Annotated in this window: 22 protein-coding genes and 3 tRNA genes; 22 read left to right on the forward strand and 3 right to left on the reverse strand. The window is 59.8% G+C overall.

Features of this window, described 5'->3' with window-relative positions; genetic code table 11:
- Positions 1–68 precede the first annotated feature (68 nt).
- The 8 genes from lon to dusA all read left to right on the forward strand — a co-directional run bounded on the left by lon (position 69) and on the right by dusA (position 7,673).
- Positions 69–2,489 carry an endopeptidase La gene (gene lon, locus AC1ZQA_RS06270; RefSeq protein WP_482679282.1) on the forward strand — a complete coding sequence of 807 codons (2,421 nt, stop codon included), beginning with the start codon at positions 69–71 and terminating at the stop codon, positions 2,487–2,489.
- 76 nt (positions 2,490–2,565) lie between these two features.
- Positions 2,566–2,641, forward strand: a tRNA-Ala gene (locus tag AC1ZQA_RS06275).
- Between the two features lie 21 nt (positions 2,642–2,662).
- Positions 2,663–2,738: transfer RNA gene (locus AC1ZQA_RS06280), tRNA-Glu, on the forward strand.
- Between the two features lie 23 nt (positions 2,739–2,761).
- Positions 2,762–2,838 (forward strand) — tRNA-Asp (locus AC1ZQA_RS06285).
- A gap of 223 nt (positions 2,839–3,061) precedes the next feature.
- Complete coding sequence (locus AC1ZQA_RS06290; protein WP_482678954.1) at positions 3,062–3,652, forward strand: serine O-acetyltransferase; 591 nt, start codon at positions 3,062–3,064, stop codon at positions 3,650–3,652.
- Positions 3,653–3,731: 79 nt separating this feature from the next.
- Positions 3,732–4,916 (forward strand): glycosyltransferase family 4 protein, encoded by a 1,185-nt coding sequence (locus AC1ZQA_RS06295; protein ID WP_482678955.1) that lies wholly within the window; start codon positions 3,732–3,734, stop codon positions 4,914–4,916.
- A 26-nt stretch (positions 4,917–4,942) separates the two neighbouring features.
- Complete coding sequence (locus AC1ZQA_RS06300) at positions 4,943–6,466, forward strand: lipopolysaccharide biosynthesis protein (RefSeq protein ID WP_482678956.1); 1,524 nt, start codon at positions 4,943–4,945, stop codon at positions 6,464–6,466.
- A 175-nt stretch (positions 6,467–6,641) separates the two neighbouring features.
- Complete coding sequence (dusA, locus tag AC1ZQA_RS06305; protein ID WP_482678957.1) at positions 6,642–7,673, forward strand: tRNA dihydrouridine(20/20a) synthase DusA; 1,032 nt, start codon at positions 6,642–6,644, stop codon at positions 7,671–7,673.
- Here dusA and mnmH read toward each other — a convergent pair.
- Both mnmH and AC1ZQA_RS06315 read right to left on the reverse strand, forming a co-directional pair.
- On the reverse strand, positions 7,643–8,761 hold the full coding sequence (gene mnmH / locus AC1ZQA_RS06310) for a tRNA 2-selenouridine(34) synthase MnmH (RefSeq protein WP_482678958.1): 1,119 nt from the start codon (positions 8,759–8,761) through the stop codon (positions 7,643–7,645). The two genes, dusA and mnmH, sit on opposite strands and share 31 nt — an antisense overlap.
- A complete protein-coding gene (locus AC1ZQA_RS06315; protein WP_482678959.1) occupies positions 8,758–9,435 on the reverse strand; it encodes an arylesterase in 678 nt (225 codons plus the stop codon). Before AC1ZQA_RS06315 ends, mnmH begins: the two co-directional genes overlap by 4 nt.
- A 24-nt stretch (positions 9,436–9,459) precedes the next feature.
- Here AC1ZQA_RS06315 and AC1ZQA_RS06320 point away from each other — a divergent pair, with 24 nt between their 5' ends.
- Positions 9,460–10,155: an ABC transporter ATP-binding protein gene (locus AC1ZQA_RS06320; protein WP_482678960.1), complete on the forward strand. Its 696-nt coding sequence runs from the start codon at positions 9,460–9,462 to the stop codon at positions 10,153–10,155.
- A complete protein-coding gene (gene rlmB / locus AC1ZQA_RS06325; protein ID WP_482678961.1) occupies positions 10,152–10,892 on the forward strand; it encodes a 23S rRNA (guanosine(2251)-2'-O)-methyltransferase RlmB in 741 nt (246 codons plus the stop codon). Before AC1ZQA_RS06320 ends, rlmB begins: the two co-directional genes overlap by 4 nt.
- Here the strand turns inward: rlmB and AC1ZQA_RS06330 are convergent.
- Positions 10,889–12,196: a DUF3422 family protein gene (locus tag AC1ZQA_RS06330; RefSeq protein WP_482678962.1), complete on the reverse strand. Its 1,308-nt coding sequence runs from the start codon at positions 12,194–12,196 to the stop codon at positions 10,889–10,891. The two genes, rlmB and AC1ZQA_RS06330, sit on opposite strands and share 4 nt — an antisense overlap.
- A gap of 348 nt (positions 12,197–12,544) precedes the next feature.
- On the opposite strand from AC1ZQA_RS06330, the gene rpsB reads away from it, so the two are divergent.
- The 12 genes from rpsB (at position 12,545) to fabZ (ending at position 24,354) form a co-directional block, all read left to right on the forward strand.
- Positions 12,545–13,303: a 30S ribosomal protein S2 gene (gene rpsB, locus AC1ZQA_RS06335; RefSeq protein ID WP_482678963.1), complete on the forward strand. Its 759-nt coding sequence runs from the start codon at positions 12,545–12,547 to the stop codon at positions 13,301–13,303.
- Between the two features lie 118 nt (positions 13,304–13,421).
- Positions 13,422–14,300, forward strand: coding sequence for a translation elongation factor Ts (tsf, locus tag AC1ZQA_RS06340; RefSeq protein ID WP_482678964.1), 879 nt, complete (start codon positions 13,422–13,424; stop codon positions 14,298–14,300).
- Positions 14,301–14,404: 104 nt separating this feature from the next.
- On the forward strand, positions 14,405–15,115 hold the full coding sequence (pyrH, locus tag AC1ZQA_RS06345; protein WP_482678965.1) for a UMP kinase: 711 nt from the start codon (positions 14,405–14,407) through the stop codon (positions 15,113–15,115).
- Between the two features lie 28 nt (positions 15,116–15,143).
- The gene (gene frr, locus AC1ZQA_RS06350) at positions 15,144–15,704 is read left to right on the forward strand and encodes a ribosome recycling factor (RefSeq protein ID WP_482678966.1); all 561 of its coding nucleotides are present in this window, start codon (positions 15,144–15,146) and stop codon (positions 15,702–15,704) included.
- Positions 15,705–15,758: 54 nt separating this feature from the next.
- Positions 15,759–16,496, forward strand: a complete 738-nt coding sequence (gene uppS / locus AC1ZQA_RS06355) for a polyprenyl diphosphate synthase (protein WP_482678967.1) — start codon at positions 15,759–15,761, stop codon at positions 16,494–16,496.
- A 26-nt stretch (positions 16,497–16,522) separates the two neighbouring features.
- On the forward strand, positions 16,523–17,365 hold the full coding sequence (locus AC1ZQA_RS06360) for a phosphatidate cytidylyltransferase (RefSeq protein WP_482678968.1): 843 nt from the start codon (positions 16,523–16,525) through the stop codon (positions 17,363–17,365).
- Positions 17,362–18,537, forward strand: a complete 1,176-nt coding sequence (ispC, locus tag AC1ZQA_RS06365; RefSeq protein WP_482678969.1) for a 1-deoxy-D-xylulose-5-phosphate reductoisomerase — start codon at positions 17,362–17,364, stop codon at positions 18,535–18,537. The genes AC1ZQA_RS06360 and ispC overlap by 4 nt, the downstream gene beginning before the upstream one ends.
- Positions 18,538–18,576: 39 nt before the next feature.
- The gene (gene rseP / locus AC1ZQA_RS06370; RefSeq protein WP_482678970.1) at positions 18,577–19,941 is read left to right on the forward strand and encodes an RIP metalloprotease RseP; all 1,365 of its coding nucleotides are present in this window, start codon (positions 18,577–18,579) and stop codon (positions 19,939–19,941) included.
- The gene (gene bamA, locus AC1ZQA_RS06375; RefSeq protein WP_482679283.1) at positions 19,941–22,244 is read left to right on the forward strand and encodes an outer membrane protein assembly factor BamA; all 2,304 of its coding nucleotides are present in this window, start codon (positions 19,941–19,943) and stop codon (positions 22,242–22,244) included. Before rseP ends, bamA begins: the two co-directional genes overlap by 1 nt.
- Before the next feature lie 30 nt (positions 22,245–22,274).
- Positions 22,275–22,820, forward strand: coding sequence for an OmpH/Skp family outer membrane protein (locus AC1ZQA_RS06380; RefSeq protein ID WP_482678971.1), 546 nt, complete (start codon positions 22,275–22,277; stop codon positions 22,818–22,820).
- A 32-nt stretch (positions 22,821–22,852) separates the two neighbouring features.
- Positions 22,853–23,908: a UDP-3-O-(3-hydroxymyristoyl)glucosamine N-acyltransferase gene (gene lpxD / locus AC1ZQA_RS06385; RefSeq protein WP_482679284.1), complete on the forward strand. Its 1,056-nt coding sequence runs from the start codon at positions 22,853–22,855 to the stop codon at positions 23,906–23,908.
- Positions 23,905–24,354, forward strand: coding sequence for a 3-hydroxyacyl-ACP dehydratase FabZ (fabZ, locus tag AC1ZQA_RS06390; RefSeq protein ID WP_482678972.1), 450 nt, complete (start codon positions 23,905–23,907; stop codon positions 24,352–24,354). The genes lpxD and fabZ overlap by 4 nt, the downstream gene beginning before the upstream one ends.
- Positions 24,355–24,360: the final 6 nt, after the last annotated feature.

Genomic DNA, 24,360 nt, shown 5'->3' on the forward strand with positions numbered 1-24,360 from the left:
GCGGCCGTCTGCTTGCAATCTCTGCCCGAGTCCCCATTTGCAGTCCAACTTCCTTTTGGGTGAGTTTCATGTCCGATACCCCTGAACACAATTCCGATCTGACCGCGCTGCCTTTGCTGCCCTTGCGTGATGTGGTGGTCTTCCCCCACATGGTGATTCCGCTGTTCGTTGGTCGACCCAAGTCGATCAAGGCGCTGGAGTCTGCCATGGAAAGTGGCAAGCAGATCATGCTGGTCGCCCAGAAGGCCGCTGCCAAGGATGAACCCAAGCCAGACGACCTGTTCGAAGTCGGTTGTCTGTCGAGCATTCTGCAAATGCTCAAGTTGCCGGATGGCACCGTGAAGGTTCTGGTCGAAGGGGCCCAGCGTGCCAATGCACTGAACATCCGCGACAACGGGGATTTTTTCGCCTGCGAAGCCGTTCCCATTGCCTCAAGTTCGGAAAACACGGCCGAATCCGAGGCCATGCGCCGCGCGGTCGTTGCGCAGTTCGACCAGTATGTCAAACTGAACAAGAAGATTCCGCCCGAAATTCTCACGTCCATTTCGGGCATTGATGATCCGGGTCGTCTTGCCGACACCATCGCCGCGCACCTGCCGCTCAAGCTGGAGCAGAAGCAGTCCGTGCTCGATCTGCACGATGTGCATGCGCGTCTGGAAAATCTGCTTGAACAACTGGAGCGCGAAGTTGGCATTCTTCAGGTCGAGAAGCGCATCCGCGGCCGGGTGCGCCGTCAAATGGAAAAAAGCCAGCGCGAGTACTACCTGAACGAGCAGGTCAAGGCCATCCAGAAGGAACTCGGCGAAGGCGAAGACGGCGCGGACATCGAGGAAATCGAGAAAAAGATCAAGGCGGCGCGCATGCCCAAGGAGGCCAAGAAAAAGGCCGAGGGCGAACTCAAGAAGCTCAAGCTCATGTCGCCGATGTCCGCCGAGGCGACGGTGGTGCGGAACTATCTCGATGTGCTGGTTAGTCTGCCCTGGGCGAAAAAAAGCAAGGTGCGTCACGACTTGGCTTTCGCCGAACAGGTGTTGGAAGAAGACCACTACGGTCTGGAGAAGGTCAAGGAGCGCATTCTTGAATACCTCGCAGTGCAGCAGCGCGTGGACAAGGTCAAGGCGCCGATCCTTTGCCTCGTCGGTCCTCCGGGCGTCGGCAAGACATCGCTCGGGCAATCCATTGCCCGCGCGACCGGCCGCAAGTTTGTTCGCATGGCCCTGGGCGGTGTGCGTGACGAGGCCGAGATTCGTGGCCATCGCCGGACCTATATTGGCGCCATGCCGGGAAAAATCATCCAAAGCCTGAACAAGGTGGCGGTGCGCAACCCCTTGTTCCTGCTTGATGAGGTGGACAAGCTCGGCATGGACTTCCGTGGCGATCCATCGTCCGCGCTGCTCGAGGTACTTGATCCGGAGCAGAACCACACCTTCAGCGACCATTACGTGGAGGTCGACTTTGACCTGTCCGATGTCATGTTCGTCGCGACCTCGAACTCGCTCAACATCCCGCCAGCCCTGCTCGACCGGATGGAGGTCATCCGCCTGGCTGGCTACACTGAAGACGAAAAGGTCAGCATTGCCCAGCGCTACCTTCTGCCCAAGCAGATGAAGAACAACGGGGTCGACGCGGGTGAACTCGACGTCACCGAAAGTGCGATTCGTGGCCTGATCCGCTATTACACCCGCGAGGCAGGCGTGCGCTCGCTGGAGCGCGAAATTTCCCGGATCTGCCGCAAGGCCGTCAAGGGGCGCCTGCTCAAGACTTACACCGAGCAGGTTGTCGTCACCGAAGACAACCTGAACGATTTTCTCGGCGTCCGCCGGTTCAACTTCGGCATGGCCGAAAAGCAAAATCAGGTCGGTCAGGTGGTTGGACTTGCCTGGACTGAGGTGGGCGGCGACCTGCTCACCATCGAAGCGACGGCCATGCCCGGCAAGGGGGCGATTCTGCGCACCGGATCTCTGGGCGATGTGATGAAGGAATCCGTCGAGGCCGCTCGCACTGTGGTGCGTGTGCGCTCACGTCGCCTCGGGATCAAGGATGAACTGTTTGAAAAGCGTGATCTGCACATCCACGTCCCGGAAGGTGCAACACCGAAAGATGGGCCAAGTGCCGGTATCGCGATGACGACCGCCATCGTCTCTGCCATGACGGGAATCCCAGTCAAGGCGGAGGTCGCAATGACGGGTGAAATCACTCTGCGCGGAGAAGTTCTCGGAATCGGTGGGCTGAAGGAAAAGCTGCTTGCCGCGCTTCGAGGGGGTATCAAGACGGTCTTGATTCCTGAGGAGAATGTCAAGGACCTGCAGGAGATGCCAGACAATGTCAAAGCGAGTTTGACGATCATTCCCGTGAAATGGATCGATCAAGTGCTCGATCTCGCCCTGGAGCGCGTGCCGGTGGCACTTGAAGACGATGCACCCACCAAGCCTGCAGAGGTCGCCGCCGCAGCGATCGAGGCGCCCGTTGTCGACAGCACGAGACATTGAGACCCTCATCATCAAAAAGAGCGCGATGCTCTTGCAAATGACAATCTCAACGGTATAGAATGTATGTTTTGCTTTTGGGGGTATAGCTCAGCTGGGAGAGCGCTTGCATGGCATGCAAGAGGTCAGCGGTTCGATCCCGCTTACCTCCACCAAGCAACCAAATCGAAGGTTTAGTCCCCTTCGTCTAGAGGCCTAGGACACCGCCCTTTCACGGCGATAACACGAGTTCGAATCTCGTAGGGGACGCCAGATTCTGCGCTACGAATCTGCATGGAGTGGTAGTTCAGTTGGTTAGAATACCGGCCTGTCACGCCGGGGGTCGCGGGTTCGAGCCCCGTCCACTCCGCCAACACATCAAGATCAGGTCTAGAAAAGAAGCCCACGCACATTGTGGGCTTTTTTGCGTCTGTCGTCTTGTCTCCATGCGTCCTGGCGGATGACGACGGACATCTCACTGTCGCGCGCAGCTCGCGAGATGAGGTTCCTCGTGGATGAAGATTTGCAATCAGGAACCCGGTTGAGGGGGTGCTATTTGCATTTGCAGTGTAAGAATAGCGGTCTGAGACAAAAGAATGTCTACAGTGGAAGGGCGTGCCTTGATCAGATCGTATGAAGACTACAGGAGGTACCTGCAGGCGGATCGCATCGCTTTGGGGGTGCGTTCCCGCTGGGCATTTCTCTATGATGAAATTTTGCAATTTCAGCGTCTGCTGCGAAAGGTCGAATTTCTCACAAATTGCAAGAAAAATTCGGTTCGACGCATCATCGCTGTTTACCGCTTTCGTAAAATTTCTATCAGGCTTGGATTTTCCATTCCAATCAATGTTTTTGGCCCGGGGCTTGCGATATTGCACTACGGAACGATCGTCGTGAATTCAGGAGCACGCATCGGATCTAATTGCAGAATCCATACCGGGGTCAATATTGGTGCTCAGCTCGGCAAGGGTTCTGACGTGCCGAAAATAGGAAACAATTGTTATATCGGACCTGGCGCAAAAATTTTCGGTGGGGTGGAAATTGGAGACAATACGGCCATAGGGGCCAATGCCGTGGTTAATAAAAGTTTCCCAGACGGTAATGTGACACTTGGCGGAATTCCTGCACGAGTCATTTCTGAAAAGTCCACAAGTGGTCTTTTTATTCACGGAGACAACTCGGTTTGATATGAAATGACAAGATATTGCCTGATTGAATGAATTTTTTATCTCATTTGTGGATCAATGATTGATCAGCAGGGTTGATATGTCCAACAGTGTTGCGCAGAAAGAGACCATCAGGACGGATTCAGTCAACCCGGGTGTACTGAAACGGCCACTGCGTGTTTTGATGGTTGTCGATGGGCGCTATCCTGCTACGGGCGGGGCGGAGATGCAGGCAAGATTGCTCAGCTCATCGCTTGCTGCGGCCGGGCATGCAGTGCATGTCCTTGTGCCTCATCTCGACAGATCGCTGCCCGTCCAGGGCCACGTCGACGGTATTCCTGTAACCCGGCTTTCCTATCCCAGAATCAAGGGGCTGGGTGCAGTGTTACTTAACATTCGATTTGCCCTCTGGCTTCTGCGCCGACAGAAATCCTTCGATGCGATTCATATTCACATGATGCATAACTTGGCTGCTGCGGCTGGTTGGCTCAAACCCTGGTTGAAACCCCAAGTCGTCGCTAAGGTATCAGGTGCAGCAGAGTTTCAGGGAGGGATTCTCGATCCAGCCTTACGGACCGGCACGGTGCAACGCATCCTGCTTCGAGGTGCGCAACGGTTGGATTCCTATCAGTGCATCAGTTTGCGCACGGTGAAAATTATGGAAGAAGCGGGTTTCCCAGCTAGGCGATTGCATTATGTTCCAAATGCAGTCGATTTAGCGCGATTCAAGCCCCCCCCTGTGCGCAATCAAACCGGTTTGCATGCAGTGTTCGTAGGTCGACACGTCCCGGTCAAGGGCTTGGATGTTTTGCTCAAGGCCTGGGCCCTTGGGGAGTGGCCTGCGAACTCTCAACTCACGATTGCAGGGGATGGGCCCGAGCGGGAACGCCTGATTGCCATGGCCAAAGAACTCGGCATAGAGAAGAGTGTGAAATTTCCTGGGCTTGTCCAGAATGTTCCTGCATTGTTGAGTGATAACAATCTGTACGTCCAGGCATCTCACCAAGAGGGGTTGCCCAATGCAGTCCTTGAGGCGATGTCCTGTGCGCTTCCGGTGGTGGCAACGCGTGTAAGCGGACACGAAGACATCATTACTGATGAAGAAACCGGCTTTTTGGTTCCACCGAACGATCCGCTTGCACTATCTACCGCATTGAATAGATTGGCACACCAACAGGAATTGCGAGTGGAAATGGGTGTCGCTGCAAGAAAATATGTCGAGAGTAAATTCTCAACTTCAACCGTACTCGAATCTCTGGCCAAGCTGTACAAGAAGCCTGCTTAGAGCATTTGACGCAGATTTTTCTCGACATGCAGACCAGAAATGAATCGCCGTTGGTGACAAAAGGCAGCAAGCGCGGTGTGTTGCTGCGGCTTTTTCAGCATACGTCAAACTATTCCATTGGCAGCATTCTTGTCATGCTGGCCAGTATCATTTCATTTCCGATTCTGACGCGTCTCTTTACGGTGGCAGAATACGGAACCATGGCGCTAGTCACGTCGACGATACTCTTCATGGTTGGGGTTGGAAAACTGGGGCTGCAACATTCTGTTGTGCGTTATTACAGCGAAGTGGAAGCTGGCACACGAGAAAATACGACAAGGCAGTTTTTCTCCACCGTGTTGTTTGGAATGATTGGGGTTGGTCTTGCGGTGACAATCCTGAGTGTCGTTATCGTTTTCTTTCTTCCGACCGCGTGGCTATCCAACGAGCAAACCAAGCACCTGATCATCGTTGCTTCTCCTTTGGTTTTTATTCGTGTGGTCGATAGTGCGCTGTATAATATGCTGCGTGCGCAGCAGAAGAGTGGGATATACAGTACCTATTTCACTGTAAGAAAATACCTCGGGCTGGGATTGATTTTCTTTGTGTTGTTTTATGTCTCCAGGACTTTGGAGGGTTTTTTTGTATCTTCTATTCTTGGCGAATTGATTGCTGTTTCTGTCATCATAGTGTATTACGCAAGGCAACATGTGTTCGGCTTCCGCGAATTCAACAAGCCACTCTTTCTGTCCATGTTGATATTCGGACTGCCGCTGCTTGCGAGCGAATTGTCCATGCTCTTGCTGAATATGGGTGGACGTTATATTATCAACTATCAGCTTGGGCCGGAGCCCCTTGGTGCTTTTTCGGCTGCATTCAATTTCAGTGATTACTTGCAAGGTGTCCTGACCGCTTCATTTGCACAAGCTGTTGTACCTATGTACTTCAGGATGTGGGAGCAGCAAGGTCGGGAAAAAACCATCGATTTCATCCAGCAAGCGCTTAAATATTATCTTGCGTTGGCTCTTCCGATTCTCGCTGGCATGGCGGCAGTTGGTCCTGAATTATTGCGTCTGCTCGCATCCTCGAAATATGCAGTCAGTACTGAGCTGATCGTGTTCATTGTGGGTGGCATGCTGGTTTCTGGCGGTACTCCAATTTTCAGTGCAGGTATCTACATCAATAAATTGACCAAGGTTGTCATGTATTCTGTACTTGTGGCCGCTGCTGTCAATCTGGTACTGACGACTGTGCTTGTTCGTCCATTTGGCATCGAGGGTGCAGCGTTTGCTGCACTTGTGAGTTATGTTTTGTATACTGCGCTGGCGGCTTATTATGGACGCAAAGTGATTCAAATAAGAATGCCTTGGATTGATTTTGTAAAATACAGTCTGTTTTCGATGTTCATGTATTACATCGTCATATCTGTGCATCCTTCTGCTGCTTTTTATCGACTTTTTCTGCAGATCTTTACTGGTGCCATTGTTTATTCTGTTTTGGTCATTGTTTTTGATGCGCAGATCAGAAATCTTTTGATGCGTGCCGTCCAGTCGGTGCGCGCGAAGAGTTGATGCCGCATTGGGCACGCCTGTGCTTTTGGCTGAACCAAATTTGGTCCTTGCTTGTTAGATGCGACTTTTGTCGTTTTCTTTAATGAGGGCGTACAGATGGCTGCCGTGACGGTTCCTTTCCTCGCATGGCGAATTTCTGTGAGTGTCTGGATATTCGCCGAAATTTCTTTAATTCATGCATCAAAAAATTTCTGTCGCACCGATGCTCGATTGGACAGACCGGCATTGCCGTTTTTTCCACCGGCTGATTTCTTCACACGTTTTGCTCTACACCGAGATGGTGACCACAGGGGCGTTACTGTTTGGGGACGTTTCACGGCATCTCGATTATTCGGACAGTGAACACCCGATTGCGCTTCAGCTTGGGGGCAGTGAACCACGCGATCTGGCGCGGTGTGCCGCTTTGGCGCGGGATTGGGGGTATGACGAAATCAACCTCAACTGCGGTTGCCCGAGCCCGCGTGTGCAGCGAGGGGCTTTTGGTGCCTGTTTGATGGCTGAGCCAGCTCTGGTGCGAGACGCTGTGGCGTCGATGCGAGATGCCGTCGCTGGAGAAATTCCTGTGACGGTCAAGCACCGTATTGGGATTGATCTTGAGGACAGCTATGGCTTTGTTCGAGATTTTGTGGGCACAGTTGCTGAGGGTGGCTGTGCCACCTTTATCGTGCACGCACGTGCGGCTTGGCTCAATGGGCTGAGCCCCAAGGAGAATCGCGCAATTCCGCCCTTGCGGCCGGAGTTCGTCTTGCAGCTCAAGCGCGATTTCCCGCAGTTGCGTTTTGTTCTGAACGGGGGCGTCAAGACCCATGCGCAAGTGCGCGAGTGGCTGGAGCAGGTGGATGGGGTCATGGTGGGGCGTGCCGCCTATCAAGATCCGTGGATGATGGCGCAGTGGGATTCGGCGCTCCTCGGCCCGTCAGCAGCGGTGCTCCTGCGACGTGAGGATGTGGAGGAGCAGATGTGTCGCTACATTGCAGAGTGGAAGAGCCGTGGGCTGCATCCCCAGTCCATTACGCGCCATATGTTGAGTCTTTGGAAAGGAGAGCCTGGCGGTCGGCTGTGGCGGCAGGTCTTGAGCGACTCGAATCTCTTGTCCACGCTGTCAGTGACCGATCTTTTCAAGCGTGCGCGCGACGCCCGTTTGTCTGCGGCGTGCGATGCCGATCCGCCCGGGGATCAACAATTGCTGGATTCGGCTTGTGTCTGATTGCGAGGAAGAGCGGATCGTGTTGGCGCCTCTGACATGCTCAGCACCTGCGCAGCAGCATGGGCGAAGGCGTCTTCGTCAATCCCTCCGAGCTGGATGCAGGGAGCAGATTCAAACTGGTGGAAATTGTGGGTCATGGAACGTAAATAGCTGGGGTCGTAGTGCTGATCCAGGATGTCCGCCGTGAATGCCCGCAGATCGCCTTGCGCAACCAGATCTTTCCAGCGTTTCACCACCTCAGCGCCGCGCAGGGCGCGCAAGCTGTCCAGGCGTTGCAGCAGCAGCGCACGGTCTGCGGACAGCGCGGAGTAGTCCTGCAGCAGAAACTCCACGCGCAAGGCGGAATCGAGTTCAAGCGACACGCAGCGTCCATTGCGCATCTGCTCCATCAAGGCGTCGGGAACGTGGAGCAGGCCGATCTTCTTGCTTTCGGCTTCGACGAACACCGGTCTGTTTGGATCGAAGCTGTGCAGTTGCGCCCACAGGCGCGATTCGAACAATTTTTGCGAGGGCTGTTCGTCTCCGGGTTCCAGCCCAAGCACAGAGCCACGGTGCTGCGCCAATGCTTCGAGGTCGAGCACCTGAGCGCCCGCGACACGCAATGCGCGCAACAGACGGCTTTTGCCGCAGCCGGTGCGGCCGCAGAGAACGTGGAATTGCAGTTGTCGAGGCAGTTGCTCCAGATCCGCGCGCAGCGCTCGGCGCAGGGCGCGGTAGCCGCCCTGAACCAGGACGACGGAAAACCCGACTCGCGCCAGGATGTGCGCCATTGCGCCGGATCGATTGCCGCCTCTCCAGCAATACACCAGCGGCGACCACGATTTGGGGAGTGCATCCGCGTGCGCTTCGATGTGATCGGCGATATTGCGGGCAATCAGTGCCGCACCGCGCTTGTTGGCGACAAACGGATCGACCTGGGTGTAGAGCGTGCCGACCTCGGCACGCTGCGCGTCGTCGAGTACCGGCCAGTTTTGCGCGCCCGGCATGTGATCCAGCGCAAATTCGGACGGGCTGCGCACATCGATTACGGCACTGAACGATCCAAGCGTCTGCAGAGCCTCGGTGGCCTCTATCGCGCGCGGATTCATCGCGCACCTTTTGCGGACTTCAAGCCGATCAGGGGCTGCAGGTGAGGCCAGACGGTATCGAGCATGATGGGCTGCGCTTGTGCGGTGGGATGGATGTTGTCGGATTGAAACCAGTCTGGATGCGTCACCACGCCTGAGAGCAGAAAGGGAACCAGGGCGACCCGCTGCGCCTTGGCCACCTCGGAAAACAAGGCGGCGAAGCGCGCGGTGTACGCCGGACCATAGTTTGGCGGAATCTGCATGCCGACCAGCAAAACACCGGCCCCAGCCTGCTTGCAAAGGATCACCATGCGAGAGAGGTTGTCCTGAGTCTGCTGCAGTGACAGGCCGCGCAGCGCGTCGTTGCCGCCCAGTTCGATGATGACCACGCGCGGCTTGTCGCGTGCGATCAGCGCGGGCAGGCGGGCCAGCCCGCCGGCGGTGGTGTCACCGCTGATGCTGGCGTTGATCACCGACCAGCCGGGCCGCTTTGCCTCCATGCGTTTGCGCAACAGATCCACCCAGCCCTTGCCGGTTTCCAGCCCATAGCCGGCGGACAGACTGTCGCCGACCACCAGCAAGGTTGGCTTGGGCGCCGTACTGGCCTGCGCCTGCGCCACAACCACGGCGCCGAGCAGCAGAGCCAAAGCCTTGCGCCGCGACACCGGGGACGAGGTTTCTACAATCGACTGCATTCCATTTTCCATGACAAGGCTTCCATGACGGTCGATGTGATTGTCGCGCAGGATCTGGGCAAGACCGTCTCCGACGTTGGCGATGCGCTCACCATCCTTTCCGGGGTCCAGCTCCGCATTCCCTCGGGGCAGACCGTTGCGATTACCGGCGCGTCGGGCTCGGGCAAATCCACCTTGCTGGCGCTGCTCGCGGGCATGGACCTGCCCAGCGCGGGACGGGTGCTGATTGACGGCGTCGACCTGGCGAGTCTGGACGAGAACGGACGAGCCGACCTGCGTGCGCAGAAAATTGGCTTCGTGTTCCAGAACTTCCAGCTGATCGACCACTACACCGCCCTGGAGAACGTCGTGCTGCCGTTGGAAATCGCAGGTCGGCCGCAGGGCGCGGTCGATCTTGCCACCGCCCTGCTGCAGGCCGTGGGGCTGGGGCAGCGGCTGCATCACCGCCCGGCCTTGTTGTCTGGCGGCGAGCAGCAGCGCGTGGCACTGACGCGCGCATTTGTCGGCAGGCCTCGGCTGGTGCTGGCCGACGAACCCACAGGCAATCTCGATGCGGCGACCGGCGCGCGCATCATGGATCTGATGTTCCGGCTGCGCGACGAGACAGGCGCGACGCTGGTTCTGGTCACGCACGACCCGGCGCTGGCTGCGCGTTGCGACCGCATCTGCACCATGCATGCGGGTCGGCTGACCGAGCCGGCGCAGGCGGTGACCGCATGAAGCCGCTTTACGGTTTTCATGCCGTGGGCGCACGGCTGCGGGCCGCGCCAGCTTCCGTCCATGCGGTCTATGTGGACGCCAGCCGCCGCGATGCGCGCATGCAGCAGTTTCTGCGCAAGGTCGAGGCCGCTGGTGTGGAACTCAAGACCCTGAGCGCAGAGCGCCTGGCCGCGCTCGCCGGTACGGATCGTCATCAGGGCGTGGTGGCGCAAGTGGACGATCTGCCCAGTGTGCAGGACCTGCACGCGGTGCTCGATGCGGTGGAAGGCGCGCCACTCGTTCTCGCGCTCGACGGCGTGACCGATCCGCACAATCTCGGCGCCATTCTGCGCACCGCAGATGCTGCCGGCGTGCATTTAGTCATTGCCCCCAAAGACCGTGCGGTCGGCCTCAACCCCACCGTTGCCCGCGTGGCCAGCGGTGCGGCGGAAACCGTGCCTTACCTCATGGTGACCAACCTGGTGCGCAGCCTGCGGGAACTGCAGGATCGCGGGCTCTGGGTCATGGGCACCGACGAGGCCGCGACCGACGAGGTCTATGCGGCCAACTGGGCACAGCCTGCCGTGCTGGTGATGGGCGCCGAAGGTGCAGGCATGCGCCGGCTGGTGCGCGAAACCTGCGATCAGCTCTTGCAGATCCCCATGCTTGGTGCGGTGGAGAGCCTCAACGTGTCTGTTGCCGCCGGGGTGTGTCTGTTTGAAGCGGTGCGCCAGCGGCGCGTCCGACGCGCTGGCTAACGGTTTTCGCTGGCCCGCTCCAGGCGGTGGTGCATGCGCTGCAGCGCAATCCATACCAGCAGGGCAATGACCGGGATGGACAGGCCCTCGGCCAGCTTGGGCTTGATGTGCAGCCAGGGTTCTGCCGCCTCGAACAAGTGGCCGACGAGCGACGCCATGTAATAGGTGATCGCCGCCACCGACAGCCCTTCCACCGTTTGCTGCAGCCGCAGTTGCAGGTATTGCCTGCGGTTCATCGAGGCCAGCAGACTGCGGTTTTGCTGCTGCATGGCCACTTCCACCCGAGTGCGCAGCAGATTGCTGCAACGCGCCACCCGTTCGGAGAGCGCCTGCTGGCGCCGCGCCGCCCAGGCACAGGTCTGCATGGCGGGCGCCAGCCGCCGCTCGAGAAACTGACCGATGGTTTGCAGACCGAAAATGGGTCGTTCACGCAGATCCGTCACGCGTCGGTTGACCAGGTCGTAATACGCATTGGCCGCGGTGAACCGGCCGTGCGACGCGGCGTACACGCCCTCGACCGTGGAGGCCAGTTGTGTGAGGCGATCCAGGGTCTTGTGGTCGCGCTGCGCCTCGGCATCGTCGGAGGCGCCATTGCCACCGATCGCATCCATGATGCTCATCAGATCCTGCTCATACACATTGAGCTGGGGCGTGAGTTCGCGTGCCAGGGGCAGGGTCAGTAGCGACAGCAGGCGATAGGTCTCGATCTCCAGCAGCCTTTGCACCAGGCGCCCGCGTCGCCGCGTCGACATGGGTTTGCTCAGCACAATGAACCGGGTGAAACCATCGGACGCAATGCGCAGATCGGTGAATACCTGCGCGTGCCCGTCGGCAACGTCGGCGCCGACAAGCGCATCCACATCCAGCACAGCGGAAAAGTCGGGCAGCGCGTCGCAGTCCAGTTCGCTCTCTGGCATGACGGCCACATGATTGGCGCACAGCAGTTGCCCAGGAATGCGGGCGCGCCAGTCGGCGGAAATGCGGTCGCAGGCGCAGCGCTCGAACAGCGGCCCCTCCGGGCCGATCTGCTCGTGGGTGATGAAGGTATAGCTGATGAATTCGCCGTGGCGCTCCCAGCGCAGGCGCACCGGACCGATTTGCTCGGTATGGAACATGCTGTTCGCATTGGGCGCAGCCAGGTGCAGGTTGGCGAGCAGCTCGCACAGGTGCTCATAAGCCTGCTGCGACTCTGAAGGGTTCACCAGCATGACCTGATGGCTGATCTGCGCGGGCGCGCCCACCCGCTCGTAGGGGCGGGCATGAATCTCGTTGTGAAGCTGATGGCGTAGGGGATGCTCGGACATGTCGGGGTCGATCTGGGCTGGGCGCGCTGGTGTGCGAGTGGTCGGTGCACAGAACTGCTATGATGCTCGGGTTTTGTGCAAGGCAGAAAAAAGACATCTGTTGCGTGCAAGACACGAATGGTAACGAGCAAGGGCCAGCAGACACAAATGGCGACAGGAGTGGATGTGCGGTACCTGCCCGATCTGTTCACGTGCCAAGAGATTCCTCACTCTCAAGGTTTCACCACTCGCAAACCGGCTCAACCAGGTGTTGAACACTGCGGCATCTCCTCGGAATATCACCGGGCAGCGTCAGGGCAGTGCGTCAATCGGGGCCGGATTTCAGACCCAACTTGGATTGGAAACAACATGACAGTCTCTATGCGTCAAATGCTGGAAGCCGGGGTGCACTTCGGTCACCAAACCCGCTTCTGGAACCCCAGGATGGCTCCGTACATCTACGGCCATCGCAACAAGATTCACATCGTCAACCTCGAAAAGACCTTGCCGATGTTTCTCGAGGCGGCAAAGTTCGCCCGTCAGATGGCTGCTCGCCGTGGCACCATCCTGTTTGTCGGCACCAAGCGCCAGGCGGGCGAGATCATCCGCGAGCAAGCCCAGCGTTGTGGCATGCCGTATGTCGACCAGCGTTGGCTCGGTGGCATGCTGACCAACTTCAAGACGGTCAAGACCTCGATCAAGAAGCTCAAGGACATGCAGGCTCAGGTGGCCGAAGGTGCGCTCGAGCAGATGACGAAGAAGGAGGCGCTGACCTTTCAGCGCGAGATGGAAAAGCTGGAAAAATCCATCGGCGGCATTCAGGACATGGCCGCGCTGCCGGACGCGCTCTTTGTCATCGACGTCGGCTATCACAAGATTGCCATCGCCGAAGCACAAACCCTGGGCATTCCCGTGATCGGCGTGGTCGATACCAATCATTCGCCGCTGGGCGTGAGCCACATCATTCCGGGCAATGACGACTCGGCAAAGGCGGTTGCACTGTATGCCCAGGGCATGGCGGACGCCATCCTCGAAGGCAAGAACGATGCGGTCAACGAGGTCGTGCAAGCCGTCTCCGAGGGCGAAGGCGAATTTGTCGAAGTCCAGGAAGAGTCCCCTGCAGCCTGATGGCGACATGAATACCCTGCAACGGCCCGCTGCACAGGCCTGAACCAATCCGGGGCTGCGACACACAGCCCCTTTTTTTCAATCGCATTTCCAGTTTTTGATTTCAAGGAGTTCAACGATGGCGGCAATTACCGCAAGCATGGTGGCCGAACTGCGTGCCAAGACCGACGCCCCGATGATGGAGTGCAAGAGGGCGCTGACCGAGGCTGAGGGCGACATGGATCGCGCCGAGGAAATCCTGCGCGTGAAGCTGGGCAGCAAGGCCAGCAAGGCGGCATCGCGCGTGACGGCAGAAGGCATTGTGGCGGCATTCATCAACGGCACCACGGGCGCACTGGTCGAGCTCAACTGCGAAACCGACTTCGTTGCCAAGAATGATGATTTCCTCGCCTTTGGCAAAGACCTGACCAAGCTGATCGCTGAGCAGAACCCGGCAGATGTGGCGGCGCTGTCCGCGCTGACCCTGGACGGCGAAACCATTGAGTCGCGCCGCAGCAAGCTGATCGGCAAGATCGGTGAGAACATGACCATTCGCCGCTTCAAGCGCTTTGCGGGCAACAGCAAGCTGGTGAGCTATCTGCACGGCACACGCATCGGCGTGATGGTCGAGTACACCGGCGATGACGTGGCGGCCAAGGACGTGGCGATGCACATCGCGGCAATGAAGCCGGTGGCGCTGTCGTCCGCCGAGGTGCCCGCAGACCTTGTCGAGAAAGAGCGCTCCATTGCGTCGCAGAAGGCGGCCGAGTCCGGCAAGCCGGCCGACATCGTCGCCAAGATGGTGGAGGGTTCGGTGCAGAAGTATCTGAAGGAAGTCTCGCTGCTCGATCAGGTGTTCGTGAAGAACGACAAGCAGACCGTTGCGCAGATGCTCAAGGCAGCCAACACCACGGTGCACGGATTCACCATGTACGTCGTGGGCGAAGGCATCGAAAAAAAGTCGGAGAATTTTGCCGAGGAAGTGGCCGCGCAAATGGCTGCGGCCAAGCAAGGCTGAACGCGGTTGCGCGCCTGACCCAGGCAGAGGTCGCCTGTGGTCGAGCGCGCGACAGCCGTTCCTGACTTGCGCTGAATGTTTTTTCTAGCCTGCCTGGAGTAACCATGTCCGGTTATCAACGTGTATTGCTCAAGCTTTCGGGCGAGGCCCTGATGGGCGACGATGCCTACGGCATCAACCGTTCCACCATCGAGGGCATGGTGCGCGACATTGCCGAGGTGGTGCACTCCGGGGTGCAACTGGGCATCGTCATCGGCGGCGGAAACATTTTTCGTGGTGTGGCCGGCGGTGCGGTCGGCATGGACCGGGCGACCGCAGACTACATGGGCATGCTGGCCACGGTGATGAACTCGCTGGCGCTCAGCGATGCGATGAAACATGCCGGCCTGCAGCCGCGCGTCATGTCGGCCATTGCGATCGACCAGGTCGTCGAGTCGTATGTGCGTCCGAAGGCGCTGCAATATCTGGATGAAGGCAAGTCGGTGATTTTCGCCGGCGGTACCGGCAACCCCTTTTTCACCACCGATACGGCGGCTGCACTGCGTGCTGCCGAGATCGGCGCCGAGGTCATGCTCAAGGCCACCAAGGTGGACGGCATCTACACGGCCGATCCGGCAAGCGATCCCAACGCGCAGCGCTATGCGCGCATCAGTTTCGACGAGGCCATCGCCCAGCGCCTGCAGGTCATGGACGCAACGGCCTTTGCACTGTGCCGTGATCAGAAAATGCCCATCCGCGTGTTCAGCATTTTCAAGCCGGGCGCCCTGATGCGCGTGGTGCAGGGCGCTGACGAAGGGACGGACGTCTACGTCTGAACATCACAAACCGTTTGTGGAGTGCATCATGGGAATCGCAGAGATCAAGAAGACAACCGAAGAAAAAATGCACAAGTCGATCGAGGCGCTCAAGCTCGATCTGGCCAAGGTGCGGACCGGCCGCGCGCACACCGGCCTGCTCGATCATGTGATGGTCGACTACTACGGCACGATGATGGCGATCAATCAGGTGGCCAACATGAACCTGGTCGATGCCCGCACCATCAGCGTGCAGCCGTGGGAAAAGAAGATGGTGCAGGCCGTGGAGAAGGCGATTCGCGAATCCGATCTCGGTCTCAACCCGCAAACGCAGGGTGACATCATTCGTGTCCCCATGCCCGCGCTGACCGAGGAGCGCCGCCGCGATCTGGTCAAGGTCATCAAGCAGGAAGGCGAGGGGGCCAAGATCGCGGTGCGCAATCTGCGACGTGATGCGAACCAAAGTTTCAAAGACCTCGTCAAAGCAAAAGAGATTTCTGAGGACGACGAGCGCCGTGCGCAGGACGACGTGCAAAAGCTCACCGATCGTTGCATTGTCGAGATCGACAAGCTGCTGACGCAGAAAGAAGCCGAGATCATGGCGGTCTGAGCCTGTTGCATGCACAGCCCGGTCTTTCCGCTGCCCTGACCCCAACTCCAACGCATGAGCAAGAAACCAGACCACAAGCGCGAGCCCTCCACCCTGCCGCGGCATGTGGCGGTGGTCATGGATGGCAATGGTCGCTGGGCGCAGCGCCGATTCCTGCCGCGCTCCTCGGGGCACAAATTCGGCGTGGATGCGCTGAAAAAAATTGTGCGCCACTGCGCAGAAATCGGCGTGGCGCATCTCACGGTCTTTGCGTTCTCCTCGGAAAACTGGACACGACCGGCCGAGGAGGTGCAGACCTTGATGGATCTGTTCGTCAAGGCGCTGCAGCGCGAATCACCTGAATTGGCCAAGCAGGGCGTGCGGTTGCGTGTGGTTGGCGATCTGTCGGCGTTTTCCGACGAGATGCGCGGACTGATCGCGCAGTCCGAAGCGCTGACCCGCGACAACACAACCCTGGTGCTCAATGTCGCCTTGAACTACGGCGGCCGCTGGGACATGCTGCAGGCGGCGCAGGCTCTGGCTGCGACTGGCGAGGTTCCGTCGGCAGAGGGCATTGCGCGGCATCTGGCACTGGCGCATTCGCCCGACCCGGATCTGCTGATCCGCACCGGCGGGGAACATCGCATCAGCAATTTCATGCTCTGGCAACTGGCGTATACCGAGCTGTATTTCACCGACATCCTCTGGCCCGATTTCAGTCCCGAAGCGTTCGATGCGGCACTGACCGACTTCGCGCATCGTCAGCGTCGTTTCGGTGGCGTCCCTGAAGCCAAATCCCGCGCTGCGGCCTGAAGCGGCCGCAAGCAAGACTGCATCACATGCTGCGACAGCGCATCCTGACGGCCTTGGTGCTGATGGCACTGCTCCTGCCCACGCTGTTTCTGCGTGATCCCTTGCCGTTCGCCCTGCTGGCCTTGGCATTCTGCACCGTGGGCATGGGCGAGTGGGTGCGATTGGCGGGCTACCGCCGCTGGAGCGCACTGCTCGCGTGGTCGCTTGCCTGGAGTGTGGTTGCAGGTGCCTTGCTCTGGCTGTTGCGGCAGAAGGCCTGGCTCATGTCCGCGGACTGGATCTGGTTCTGGACGGCCTGCAGTGGCGCGTGGCTGCTGCTGTTGGGGCTGAGTCTGCCGCGCGCGCGCGTGCCTGCCGGGCTGCGCCACCCGGGCGTTCTGACACTGCTTGGTTTTCTGCTGCTGCTGGCTGCCTGGCTGGCGCTGGTGGAGTTGCGCGCGCAGGGCGCGGTCTTTCTGTTGTCGCTCCTGGCGATGGTGTGGGCAGCGGACATTGCGGCCTATTTCGGTGGGCGGGCCTGGGGGCGCAGCAAGCTCGCGCCGGCCATCAGCCCGGGCAAGACCCGCGCCGGTGCCTGGACTGCGTTGGCAGCCACACTGCTCTACGCGGCCATCTGCGTGGGGTTGTCGTCCCGCCTGCCCAATTATTTTTCGCAGATTCAAATCCGCCTCGGCTGGGCTGGTCTGTTGCTGGTCGTGGTTGCGCTGCTGGTCTTTGCAATCGCAGGGGATCTGTTCGAGTCTCTTCTCAAGCGCGCAGCCGGAGTGAAAGACAGCGGCAAGCTGCTGCCGGGTCACGGTGGCGTTCTCGACCGGATCGATGCCCTGCTTCCCGTGCTGCCCCTGGCCCTGCTGTTGCTGGCGCTATGAAGACAATCACCGTTCTCGGCTCCACGGGGTCCATCGGAACCAACACGCTGTCCGTGCTGGCGCTGCATCCCGAGCGCTTTCGCGTGTTTGCGCTGGCGGCGCACAGCAATGCCGACAAGCTGCTGGCGCAATGCCTGGCGTTTCATCCGGTGTATGCGGTACTGGGCGATGCACCTGCTGCCCGTGATCTGCAGCAGCGTCTGCGCGCCGCGGGCTGCGCGACGGAGGTTCTGAGCGGCCCGCGTGCTCTGGAGGATGTCGCCTCCGCGCCTGAGGTGGATCTGGTGATGGCCGCCATCGTCGGCGCGGCCGGATTGGCCGCAAGCCTGGCGGCGGCACGTTCGGGCAAGCGTCTGTTGCTCGCCAACAAGGAGTCTCTGGTCGTGGCCGGAGACCTGTTGCTGACCGCGCTGGAGCAAGGCGGTGGCGACCTGATTCCCATCGACAGCGAACACAGTGCCATCCTGCAAAGCCTGCCCGCAGACCGAAGCCGCTGGCAGGCGGACGTGCGCAACATTGTGCTGACCGCGTCCGGCGGGCCGTTCCGCCAGCGCGATCCGCAATCGTTGCATGCGGTCACGCCGCAGGAAGCCTGCGCCCATCCGAACTGGAGCATGGGCGCGAAGATTTCGGTTGATTCCGCCACCATGATGAACAAGGCGCTGGAGGTCATCGAGGCGCACTATCTGTTCGGCATGCGGCCGGAGCAGATCGAGGTGCTGATCCACCCGCAGAGCATCGTGCATTCGATGGTCAACTATCTCGACGGCTCGGTGCTGGCCCAGCTCGGCCAGCCCGACATGCGCACGCCGATCGCCTACGGGCTGTCGTATCCAGAGCGCATCGCATCGGGTGCGCCTTGGCTGGATCTGGCGCGCATCGGTCGGCTGGACTTCGAGCAGCCCGATGCGCAGCGCTTCCCCGGGCTGGCACTGGCATTCGATGCCCTGCGCATGCCGGTCGGCGCCTGCGCGGTGCTCAATGCCTCCAACGAAGTGGCGGTCGATGCGTTCCTGCGCCAGCGCATCCGTTTCACCGATATCCACCGCATCAATGCCGACTTGCTCGCCAGTGCAGAATGCGCGCAGTGCGATTCCCTGGATGCCCTGGCTGAACTCGACACCCAGACCCGGCTCCAGGCGCAACAGCGTGTCGTGCGGCTATCGGTCTGATCCGAGCGGTGTGCTGCGCCAATTGCCTGAGACGAGACCATGAACCTGCTCATTACCCTGCTGGCGTTTGCCTTTGCACTCGGTGTGCTCATCACCATCCATGAGTACGGCCATTACCGCGTCGCGGTCGCCTCCGGTGTCAAGGTGTTGCGATTTTCCATCGGCTTTGGCAAACCCCTGCTGCGCTGGACGCAGGGCGCAGACAAGACGGAATTTGTCCTCGCGGCCATCCCGCTGGGGGGCTATGTGCGCATGCTCGACGAGCGCGAGGGCGCGGTGGCCGAGGCCGAATTGCCGCGTGCGTTCAACCGGCAGAGTCTGTCCAGGCGTGCGGCCATCGTGGCTGCCGGACCTGCTGCCAATCTCCTGCTCGCTGTCGCGCTGTTCGCCGTGGTGGCGATGGTTGGCGTGCGTGAACCCGTTGCCATTCTGGGTGCGCCGCCCGCGCAGTCTCCGGCAGCAATTGCCGGTGTGCAGGGCGGTGAGCGCGTGACAGCCATTGCGCAGGCAGGTACCACCCTGGAGGTGAAAAGCTGGACCGACTTGCGCTGGAGGCTGCTGAACGCGGCGATGAATGGTGACCGGCTCGATCTCATCGTTCAATCCCCTGCACAGACGCTGCAACGCCAGATTCCGCTGGATTTTTCCGCCAGCTCAGGGGCTGCCGAAAGCGCCGGGTTCCTCACCAGTTTCGGCCTGCATCTGCAGAGCCCACCCGCCGAAATTCGTGAAGTGGTCGCAGGCGGGCCGGCGCAGCGCAGTGGTCTGCGAGCCGGAGACCGGATCACTGCAGTGGATGGCAAGCCAATCACCACCGCGGATGCATTGATGCGTGCCATCCAGCAATCCGGCGGCAAGGTGCTGCAATTGCAGGTGCGCCGCGGTGATGCCGTGTTCAGTGCGCAGCTGCAGCCCACGTCCGTGCTTGTGGGCGGCAAGCGTGTGTGGCGCATCGAGGCCCTGCTCGGCGGCGACATTCCCACGGTCAAGGTGGAGCGCAATCCGCTGCAGGCATTGCAGAACGGCGCGCAGCGCACCTGGGATCTTTCGGTGCTGACGCTCAAGACCCTGGGCCGCATCGTGATCGGTCAGGCCTCGTTGCAGAACCTCAGCGGCCCGGTCACCATTGCCGACTACGCAGGCAAGAGCGCCGAGCTGGGATGGATGGCTTACCTCAGCTTTCTGGCGGTGGTCAGCGTCAGTCTTGGCGTGCTCAATCTGCTGCCTCTGCCGGTTCTGGATGGGGGGCATCTCCTGTATTATGCGTACGAGGGATTGACCCGGCGCAGCGTCTCGCAGCGTTGGCAGGAAAGGCTGCAGCAAGGCGGTCTCGCGGTCATCGCCACGATGATGGCCATCGCCCTCTACAACGATCTGACCCGCTTGCTCGGGCAGATGCACTAATCCAGCTCGAGGTCAATTTGAGGTTTTCTCCCGCACTTCGTTGTGCGACGGCGGTTGTGGTTGCCGTTGCAGGCGTGCAAGCACACGCAGCTGAATCGTTCACCATCAAGGACATCCGGGTCGACGGTCTGCAAAGAACCGAGCCGGGCACAGTCTTCAGCTATCTGCCTTTTCGTGTAGGCCAGACCTACACGCCTGAAAGCGGCGCGGCAGCCATCCGCGCGCTGTTCGCCACGGGCCTGTTCAAGAACGTCCGCATCGAGACCGACAACGATGTCGTGACCATCATCGTGGAAGAGCGGCCGACGATTGCCGGGGTCGAATTTTCCGGAACCAAGGAGTTCGACAAAAAGGCGCTGACCACGGCATTGGCTGCGGTTGGTCTGGCCGAGGCGCGTCCGTATGACCAGGCGTTGATCGACCAGGCCGTGCAGGAACTCAAGCAGCAATATCTGGCCAAGGGCTTCTACGACACCGAAGTCAATGTCACCACAACGCCCTTGCCCCGCAACCGGGTCAATGTGCTGTTCACCGTGGTCGAGGGGCAGATTGCCAAGATCCGGGCCATTCGCGTGGTGGGCAACAAGGTGTACAGCGAAGGCACATTGCTGGGCCTGTTTTCGCTCAGCACACCAGGCTGGCTGAGCTGGTATACCAAGGACGACCAGTATTCCAAGGCCAAGCTCAATACCGACCTGGAAACCCTGCGCTCGTACTACCAGGATCGCGGCTATCTCGACTTTCGCATCGAGTCCACGCAGGTGGCGCTGTCGCCGGACAAGGACGGCATCTACATCACGGTCAACATTCACGAAGGGCCGAAGTACACGGTCTCCTCCTATCAGCTTGCCGGGAATTATCTCGGACAGGATGATGAATTCCGCGCTCTGGTCAAGCTCAAGCCCGGCGAGACCTATAGCGCGCAGGCCCTGAACGACAGCGTCAAGGCCATCTCCAACCAGTTCGGTGTCTATGGCTACGCATTCGCCCGGGTGGAGGCCAAGCCGGTGATCGACCGGGCGACCGATCAGGTTGCGTTCACCATCACCGCAGAGCCGGGAAAGCGCATTTATGTGCGCCACATCGACATTGCAGGCAACACCCGCACGCGCGACGAAGTGATCCGCCGCGAGTTCCGGCAATACGAAGACTCCTGGTACGACACCGACCGCATCAAACTGTCTCGCGACCGGGTCGATCGACTGGGCTATTTCAAGAGCGTGACCCTGCAGCCGCGCGAGGTGCCCGGCACCAACGACCAGGTCGATCTCGACATGAACGTCGAAGAAAAACCCACGGGCAGCCTGTCGCTCGGTGTGGGGTTTTCCAGTGCAGACAAGCTGTCATTCAACGCCGGGATCAGTCAGGACAACATCTTCGGCAGCGGCAACAACCTCGCGGTCGATTTCAATACCTCGAGCTACTACCGCACCCTGTCGGTGTCGAGCACCAATCCGTACTTCACGGAAGACGGCATCAGCCGCACGGTGAACGCCTACTACCGCACCATCCAGCCCTACACCAGCCAGGGCAACAACTACAAGATCGTCACGCCGGGCTTCAATCTGCAGTTCGGCATTCCGTTCACCGAAGTCGACCGGGTGTTCTTCGGCGCCGGGTTCGAGCGCTACACGCTGGATCTGTCGCCGGGCGCACCTGCGTCCTACATTGCCTACGTCAACCAGTTTGGCAAGACGTCCAGCGGTGTGCCGCTGACCATCGGCTGGCAGCGTGACAGCCGCAACAGCGCCCTGGTGCCGACCGACGGCCGTTATCAGCGCCTGAGTTTCGAGATCAGTCCGTTCAGCACCTTGCGCTATGACCGGATCACCTATCAGTATCAGCAATACCAGCCCATCACCCGCAACACCAATCTTGCCTTCAACGGCCTGGTGGGCTACGCGCATGGACTCAATGGCCAGCCACTGCCCATTTTCAAGAATCTGTATGCGGGCGGCATCGGCACGGTACGTGGCTTCCAGCAAAGCTCTCTCGGCCCGCAGGATGCGCAAGGCAATGCCCTGGGCGGCGGCAAGATGCTGATTGCCGATTTCGAATACCAGTTTCCGTTCCCCGGCACCGGGGCAGACCGTTCCCTGCGCATGTCGGTGTTCAATGACAACGGCTATGTCTGGGGAGAGAACCAGAAAGTCAGCCTGAGCGACATGCGCTCGTCCATCGGCATCGGGGTGTCCTGGATTTCGCCCATCGGGCCGTTGAAGTTCAGCATCGCCAAGCCGATTCGCGACAAAACCACCGATAAACTTCAGAGTTTCCAGTTCACTGTCGGCGCCGGGTTCTAACCTCATTTGATTTCCATGAAATTCCACACCATGTCACGTTCACTTCTTGCCGCAGTCTGTGCATCTGCTTTCCTTGCCTGCACCCCGGTCATGGCGCAAACTGCCGCGCCCGCATCGGGTGCGGCCGCCAATGCGCCGATGAAAATCGGCTTCATCAATACCGAGCGGGTGCTGAAGGATTCCACCCTGGCCAAGGCGGCACAGCAAAAGCTGGAGTCGGAGTTTTCCAAGCGCGACAAGGAACTCCAGGACATGGCGGCCAAGATCAAGACCGCCAACGAGAATCTTGAAAAGAACGGCCCGGTGATGTCGGACGCCGATCGCATCAAGGCGCAGCAGAACCTCGTCGACATGAACCGCGAGTTTCAGCGCAAGCAACGCGAGTTTTCGGAAGATCTGAATGCGCGCCGCAATGAAGCACTGGCCTCGGTGCTGGACAAGGCCAACAAGGTGGTGCGCGACATTGCCCTGAAAGATCACTACGACATCATCTTCCAGGAAGCGGTGTACGTGAACCCGCGGATCGACATCACCGACAAGGTGCTCAAGGCACTGGACGCACAGTCGGGCAAGTGAGCCCACCTGCAGTCCCGATGCCCGGTAGTTCCATGGACGGGTTGACGCTTGAGCAGATCGTTGCCCGCCTTGGCGGAGAGTTGGTCGGAAACCCGCAAACGCGGGTTGAGCGTATCCAGCCCATCGGTTCAGCCGACAGGACGGGCATCACCTTTCTGAGCCGCCCCAAGCTGCGTGCGCAAATCGCACAGAGCCAGGCAGCAGCGATCATCCTGCCTGCCGCACTGAGGGGCGAACTGCCGCCTTCGGGCAATGCCATCTTTGCGCAGGATCCCTATCTCTATTACGCGCGTCTGTCGCAATGGTTCTGGCGGCTGCGCCAGCCTGCGTTTGAGGCTGGCCGTCACCCGCTCGCACACATCGATCCGTCGGCTCAGGTCTCCGATCTGGCACGGGTCGATGCGTTTGCCGTGATCGAGGCCGGGGCGCGCATTGCCGAGGGCGTGCACGTCGGGTCGGGCAGTCATGTGGGTCGCGATGCGGTGATCGGCGCCGACTCCGTGCTGCATCCGCGCAGTGTGGTGGGTTGGGGCTGCATTCTGGGCGCGCGCTGCGTGCTGCAGTCCGGGGCTGTGGTCGGCAGCGATGGCTTTGGCTATGCGCGCGACGCGGAGGGCGCAGGCGTCAAGATCGCCCAGGTCGGGATTGCTGTGCTGGCGGATGATGTGGAAGTGGGCGCCAACAGCACCATCGACCGCGGCGCGCTCGACAATACCGAAATCGGCACGGGGGTGAAGATCGACAACCTGGTGCAGATCGCGCACAACGTGCGCATCGGCGCGCACACGGCGCTGGCCGGCTGTGTCGGCGTGTCCGGCAGTGCGCAGATCGGTGCGTATTGCTTCATCGGTGGTGGCGTGGGCATTGCCGGGCATCTGAGCATTGCCGATGGCGTGGTCATCGGCGGCATGTCGCTGGTATCGCGCTCGGTGCACCAGCCCGGCATGTACACCGGCGCCTTTCCGCTGGACACCCACGCCAACTGGGAACGCAATGCCGCCACGGTGCGTCAGTTGCACCAGTTGCGCGACCGCATTCGCAGCCTTGAACATCAACTCGCGTCCTTGAAAACAGACCAAACGACATGACGACCACGCACGACATCCTCCAGATTCTTGAACTCCTGCCGCACCGCTACCCCATGTTGCTGGTCGATCGCGTGGTCGAGCAAGTCAATGGCAAGTACATCAAGGCCTACAAGAACGTGACAGTCAACGAGCCGTTCTTCACGGGCCACTTTCCGCAAAAGCCCATCATGCCCGGCGTGCTCATCCTCGAGGCATTGGCGCAGGCTTCGGGCATTCTGGCGTTTGGCTCGGTGGGCAAGACCCCGGCGGCAGGATCGCTGTATTACCTCGTGGGCATCGACAACGCGCGTTTCAAGCAGCCAGTGGTGCCGGGTGATCAACTGCACCTCTATGTCGAGATGACGCGCAACATGCGCGGCATCTACAAGTTCACTGCGGAAGCCTCGGTGGATGGGCGCGTGGTCGCACAGGCCGATCTGATGTGCACCGAACGCAGCGTATCCTGAACCAGC

The sequence above is a fragment of the Thiomonas sp. DCM-2 genome (assembly GCF_056820905.1).